General features: G+C 70.3%; 5 protein-coding genes and 1 pseudogene. 4 read left to right on the top strand and 2 right to left on the bottom strand.

The annotated features are described in order from the left end of the window. From tssH to HW578_RS21865, 4 genes are all read left to right on the top strand, one after another. Positions 1–2,162 (top strand): type VI secretion system ATPase TssH (gene tssH / locus HW578_RS21850; RefSeq protein ID WP_198372831.1); only part of this gene is annotated, 2,162 nt, incomplete at its 5' end. Positions 2,163–2,236: 74 nt separating this feature from the next. After that, positions 2,237–2,719 (top strand): Hcp family type VI secretion system effector, encoded by a 483-nt coding sequence (locus tag HW578_RS21855; protein WP_198372832.1) that lies wholly within the window; start codon positions 2,237–2,239, stop codon positions 2,717–2,719. Positions 2,720–2,823: 104 nt separating this feature from the next. Then, positions 2,824–3,327, top strand: a complete 504-nt coding sequence (locus HW578_RS21860; RefSeq protein ID WP_198372833.1) for a type VI secretion system tube protein Hcp — start codon at positions 2,824–2,826, stop codon at positions 3,325–3,327. A 5-nt stretch (positions 3,328–3,332) separates the two neighbouring features. Continuing rightward, positions 3,333–3,812 (top strand): type VI secretion system tube protein Hcp, encoded by a 480-nt coding sequence (locus HW578_RS21865; protein WP_198372834.1) that lies wholly within the window; start codon positions 3,333–3,335, stop codon positions 3,810–3,812. 461 nt (positions 3,813–4,273) lie between these two features. On the opposite strand, the gene HW578_RS21870 is transcribed toward HW578_RS21865, so the two are convergent. Next, entirely contained in the window at positions 4,274–4,987 is a 714-nt protein-coding gene (locus tag HW578_RS21870) for a PP2C family protein-serine/threonine phosphatase (protein ID WP_198372835.1), read from the bottom strand. Beyond that, positions 4,984–5,918 (bottom strand): annotated as a pseudogene (locus HW578_RS21875) (hypothetical protein); the annotation flags it as partial. The gene HW578_RS21870 and the pseudogene HW578_RS21875, both read right to left, overlap by 4 nt.

Here is a 5,918-nt window from a genome sequence, read left to right on the forward strand (position 1 = left end):
GCGCGCCCGGCGGAGCACCGGCGGGCGAGGCGCCGCGCGCGGGCGGTCCGCTCGACCAGTTCTGCACCGAGCTCGTGGCCCAGGCCAAGGCCGGCAAGATCGACCCGATCCTCGGTCGTGACGGGGAGATCCGCCAGATGGTGGATATCCTGACCCGGCGCCGGCAGAACAACCCGATCCTCACCGGCGAGGCCGGCGTGGGCAAGACCGCGGTGGTCGAGGGCCTGGCGCTGCGCATCGCCGAGGGCGACGTGCCCGATGCGCTCAAGGGCGTGAAGCTCTACTCGCTCGACATGGGCCTGCTGCAGGCGGGCGCGGGCGTGAAGGGCGAGTTCGAGAATCGTCTCAAAGGTGTCATCGACGCGGTGAAGGCCTCGCCCACGCCGATCATCATGTTCATCGACGAGGCGCACACCCTGATCGGCGCCGGCGGCGCGGCCGGGCAGAACGACGCGGCGAACCTTCTCAAGCCCGCGCTCGCGCGCGGCGAGATGCGCTGCATCGCCGCCACCACCTGGGCCGAGTACAAGAAGTACTTCGAGAAGGACGCCGCGCTGACCCGCCGCTTCCAGGTGGTGAAGGTCGAGGAGCCGTCGGAGCCGCTGGCCGCCGCGATGCTGCGCGGCCTGGTCGGCACGCTCGAGAAGCACCACGGCGTGCGCATCCTGGATGAGGCGATCACCCAGGCGGTGAAACTCTCGGCGCGCTACATCCCGGCGCGCCAGCTGCCCGACAAGGGCGTGTCGCTGCTCGACACCGCCTGCGCGCGCGTGGGCATGTCGCAGGCCTCGATCCCCGCACCGGTCGAGGACCGCCAGCGCCGCCTATCGCTGATCGACACCGAGCTCGCCGCCATCGCGCGCGAGGAGGCGACCGGCACCAACCACGAGGCGCGGCGCGTCGCACTCGAGCAGGACCACGCCAAGGTCTCGGCCGAGTTGGCGGAGCTGATGAACCGCTGGGAGGAGGAGAAGGCCCTGGTCGCCAAGATGCGCGACCTGCGCCACCAGATCGAGGTGGCCGCGGTGCCGATGCCCGGCCCCGAAGGCAAGCCCGCCGAGCCGGTGGATACCGAGGCGCTAAAGAAGGACCTGACCGAGACCGCAGCCGCTCTCAAGACGCTGCAGGGCGAGGAGCCGCTGGTCTTCCCGGTGGTGGACGGCCAGGCGGTGGCCGACGTGGTCGGCACCTGGACCGGCATCCCGGTGGGCCGCATGGTCTCGGACGAGATCCACACGGTGCTGAAGCTGAAGGAGCACCTGATGGAGCGGGTGGTCGGCCAGGACCATGCGCTGGATGCGATCGCGCAGGCGATTCGCACCTCCCGCGCCGGGCTGACCGACCCACGCAAGCCGATCGGCGTCTTCCTGATGGCCGGCACCTCCGGCGTGGGCAAGACCGAGACGGCGCTCGCGGTCGCCGACCTGCTCTATGGCGGCGAGCAGAACATGACCACCATCAACATGAGCGAGTTCAAGGAGGAGCATAAGGTCTCGCTCCTGATGGGCTCGCCGCCCGGCTACGTGGGCTATGGCGAGGGCGGCGTGCTGACGGAAGCCGTGCGCCGGCGCCCCTATTCCGTCGTCCTGCTGGACGAGATGGAGAAGGCGCATCCCGGCGTGCAGGACGTGTTCTTCCAGGTGTTCGACAAGGGCGCGATGAAGGACGGCGAGGGTCGCGACATCGACTTCCGCAACACCGTCATCATCATGACGTCGAACGCCGGTACGGACACCATCGACAAGCTGTGCGCCGACCCCGAGATGGCGCCCGAGCCCAACGAGCTGCGCGAAGCGCTGATGCCGGACCTGCTCAAGGTCTTCAAGCCGGCCTTCCTCGGGCGCACCAACGTGGTGATCTACTATCCGCTGCCGCCCGAGATCCTCAAGAAGATCACCGGGCTCAAGCTGCGCAGCATCGGCAAGCGGCTCAAGGAAGCCTACGGCGTGCCGCTGCAGGTGGACGACGCGGTGGTGGATGCGATCGTGGAGCGCTGCAAGGAGGTCTCCTCGGGCGCGCGCAACATCGACAACATCCTCAGCCGCACCGTGCTGCCCGAGCTCTCGGCGCGCATCCTCGCGCGGCTCGCGGACGGGCATGAAATCCTTCAGGTGAAGGTGGGGCTGAACGACGACGGGTCGTTCCGCTACGACGTCGACTGAGCTATAGGATTGCTCACCAGGATGCGGCAGCGGGCCGCTTCCGCGGGGGCAGGATTGGGAAAGGGAATACGCACATGCCTATCGTGATGAAGTACCAGGGCATCGACGGCGAGAGCACGATCGAGGGCTTCGCGAAGTACACCGAACTCAGCTCCTTCGAGTTCGGCGTCGGCCGCCGGATCGCCTCGGCGCGCGGCACCTCGACGCGTGAGGGCGGCGACGCGAACCTCAGCGAGATCGTCGTGCGCAAGAAGACCGACGGCACCACGATCAAGTACTTCGAGGAAGCCTGCACCGGTAAGCTCAACAAGGACGTCGAGATCGGCTTCCTGCGCACCGGCGCCGGCAAGTCCGAGGAGTATCTGAACTTCAAGATGCAGGGCTGCGGCGTGGCCGGCCTGTCCTTCAAGTCCAGCGGCGGCCAGGACGTCCGCCCCGAGGAAGTGCTGCACCTGAACTTCGACAAGCTCACGGTCAAGTACAACCCGATCGGCGACGACTTCAGCGGCAACCCGGCCAGCTACGGCTGGGACCTGGCGAAGGCCACGAAGCTCTGATCCGGCTGGCGCCGGCCACGTGCCGGCGCCGCAGGGGCAAGCCATCCAGTGCCGCCCGGGACGCCCGGGCGGCACGTGCCTGACCAGGGTGACCGATGAGCGACTTGTCCGAGACCGCGATCTACCTCTCCTATAGCGGCGTGACGGGGGAGAGCGATCTCCCCAGCGACACGGTCCCCTCGGGACCAGGTCCCAAATGGTCGCCGCTGCTCTCCTGCACGCTGACCGCCGCCGTCAATGTCCAGGGGCGCTCGATCAAGGGCGGCGCGACCTCCATCGTTGACTTCGGCGGCGATGCGCCGCCGGTCCTCGTCACCAAGCGCACCGATGGGGCGACCGTCGGGTTGATGCGCGAGGTGCTGGCGAGCACCAAGCAGGCCAGCGCCACCATCGTCTTCACGCGCACCGATGCGGGGATGCCGACCGAGTATCTGCGCTACAACCTCGACGGGTGCTCGATCGTGGGCTTCGAGATGCACGGCATCGGCGCGGACCGGGCCACCGAGGACTTCAAGATCCTCTACAGGCGAATGACGATAATCGCCTTCGGCGGAACGCATGGCGCGAAGGGTGCGCAATCCTCCGCCGTGCTGATAAACGGAGCCTGAGAGCGATGCCGATCCTCATGTCGATCGATGGCATCAACGGGCCCGGCGTGATCACCGGCTACGAGGGCTGGCTGCTGCTCAACAGCTTCAAGTGGGGCGGCGACCGGGGCATCATGAAGCAGGCGCACATGTCGGGCCGCATGGCCTCCATCGCCGTGGCACCGCAGTTGCGCGCGGTCCAGGTCACGCGCAGCGCCGACATCGTCTCGCCCGAGATCTGGCTGCGCATGCTGTCCATGACGCGAAAGCGAGTGCAGTTCGCCTGGCTGCGCACCGGCAGCGACGGGCTGGAAGCCTACCTGAAGCTGGAACTGACCGACGCGCTGATCACGTCCATGGGCGAGAAGGCGGGCTCCGGCGCGCCGGACGAGTCGATCGAGCTGACCTACACCAAGGTCACCCTCAGCGTGGTGAATGTCGGCAACAGCCTGGGTGGCCCTCAGGACGTCGTCAGCTACACGCTGCCGCAGGCGCAGCGCGCCTGAGGCATCGTCCCGTCGCGTGGAACCGCTGCGCGGTTCCGCCGACCGGATGCACGCTGACCGGCAGGCTGGATTCTCAGACGCAGCTGATCAGACCCGACGGAGTGATCCGGTCGGCTCGCAGGCTTTGGAAGCCCAGGCATCCGGGACGCGCTGGCCGGTGTGGGAAACCGCGCGTCCGCATGCTGGTCCGGCCTTGCGACGATCGCCCTTCCGCCCGTTGATCAAGGGAAGGCCGCCGCCGGTCCGACTTCCGTCACGATCGGCGCGCCGGCGCATACCGGGCGCACGAGGGTTTCACCTTCGTGCCCCTCAGACGCCGGGCGGGCCGCATTCGCGCCTCGGCCCTTCGGGCCGGAGGTCGGAATTTCCTACGCCTGGGATCAGTGGCGCGACACACCTGCTGCGGGGCGCTGGCGCCGCGCGCGGATGCGGGCCCTCCGGGGGGCAGACGCGCGCCTCGCTCAGCCCTCGCAGTTCACCGCGATGGCACTGACATTGTCGCGCGCGCCGCGGCCCACCGCCTCGGTCACGATCGCCGCGGCATCGCTGCCGTTCGCGATCATGGCGCCGATCTCGACCTCCGATATGGTCTTGAACAGGCCATCGGTGCACAGCAGGTAGCGGTCGCCCTCGGCGATCCGCCCGGACACCTTGTCCAGTTCCAGTTCGCCCTGCGCGCCAACGGCGCGGGTGATGACGTTGGCCTGCGGATGGCTCTCGGCCTCGTCCTCCCGCAGCGTCCCCTGGTCCACCAGTTCCTGCACCAGGGAATGGTCGCGCGTGACGCGGGTGAGCATGCCGTTGCGCATGAGGTAGCCGCGCGAATCGCCCGCCCAGAGCATGGCGAAGTGCTCCCCGCGCGCCAGCATGACGACCACGGTCGAGGCCAGGATGCGCCCGGGCCCCCGCCGCGCTGCTTCCTCCTGCAGGCCCTGGTGCACGCCATCGAGCTTGATGCGCACCTGCGCCAGCAATTCCGCCGCCGAGAGCCCCGGCGCGATGGTCTCGAGCGCGGCGATGATGGCGGCCGAGGCGACATCGCCCGCGCCATGCCCGCCGGCGCCGTCGGCCACGGCCCAGAGGCCGATATCGGGCCGGTCGAGCAGCGCATCCTCGTTGCGCGGCCTGACGGCGCCGGGATGGGTGGCAGCGTGGGAGATCAGGCGCCAGGTCATGCGGCGGCTTCCAGCAGGTATGCGAAGTCGGCGGGATCGGGCAGGCCCGGCAGGGGCCAGACCATTGGCGGCACATGCGCGCCGCCGCGGGTCCACCACCCGCCGCCCTCCGGCGCCGGGGGGGCCACGGCATCGATGGCAGGCGCGGGGTCGGCAGGGTCGGCGGGGTCGGACGCGGTGGTCGGAACCGTCTCCGGCAGGAGGTCGGGGCCTTCGGCGGCCGCCGGCCCGGCATCGGCGCCAGCCGGCATCATCACGCTGGCGGGCTCCGCGGAGGGCGGCATGGATGCCTCGGTGCCGCTGCCGATCAGCACGGCCAGGACCCCGTCATCCGCGATCGGGGCGGTCTCGGGCGGATCGGCCGGCTCCGCGGCTCCGATCAGCCCGGCAAGCGTGCCGTCATCCCTGGCGACCGGCAGGCCGGCCTCGACGGCCAGGCCCGCCGCATGCGCCGAAGGGCCCGGCGCGGCGCCGATCAAGGCGGCCAGCACGTCGTCATCCTCGGCCGCCGGCGGGCCCGGTTCGTCGGGTGGCGGGGAACCCGCCGCAGCACCGATCAGCCCGGCCAGCGTGCCGTCGGGCTCCACCGGCGGTCCAGCCGCGGCTGGCGGCGCGGCTGCGCCCATCAAGAGCGCGAGCGCGTCGTCGCCATGGCCGGCGGCCAGTGGCGGCGGCGGGGTGGAGAGCAGTCCCAGCACGTCCTCGGGCGAGTCGATCGGGCCAGGCGCGTCCTCGCTCGCGGGCCAGGGGGCTGCCTGCGCCTCCTGTGGCTGCGGCGTCGCCGCGGGCAGGATCGGCGGCAGCGCGAAGGGCTGGACCAGGATCGGCGCACCGGGCGGCGGCAGCGCGGCCGAGAGCGCATCGGCATCGGCGCGCCCGGCGAGGCCGGCCAGCGCGGCCGCCTCCAGCGCGTCGAACCACTCGGCATCGG

The organism is Roseomonas rosulenta, from assembly GCF_016106005.1.
GTDB classification, from domain to species: Bacteria; Pseudomonadota; Alphaproteobacteria; order Acetobacterales; family Acetobacteraceae; genus Neoroseomonas; species Neoroseomonas rosulenta.

Coding starts and splice junctions, on each gene's coding strand:
- HW578_RS21870 (WP_198372835.1), bottom strand. CDS start 4,987: ATGACCTGGCGCCTGATCTCCCACGCTGCCACCCATCCCGGCGCCGTC.
- HW578_RS21855 (WP_198372832.1), top strand. CDS start 2,237: ATGCCTATCGTGATGAAGTACCAGGGCATCGACGGCGAGAGCACGATC.
- HW578_RS21865 (WP_198372834.1), top strand. CDS start 3,333: ATGCCGATCCTCATGTCGATCGATGGCATCAACGGGCCCGGCGTGATC.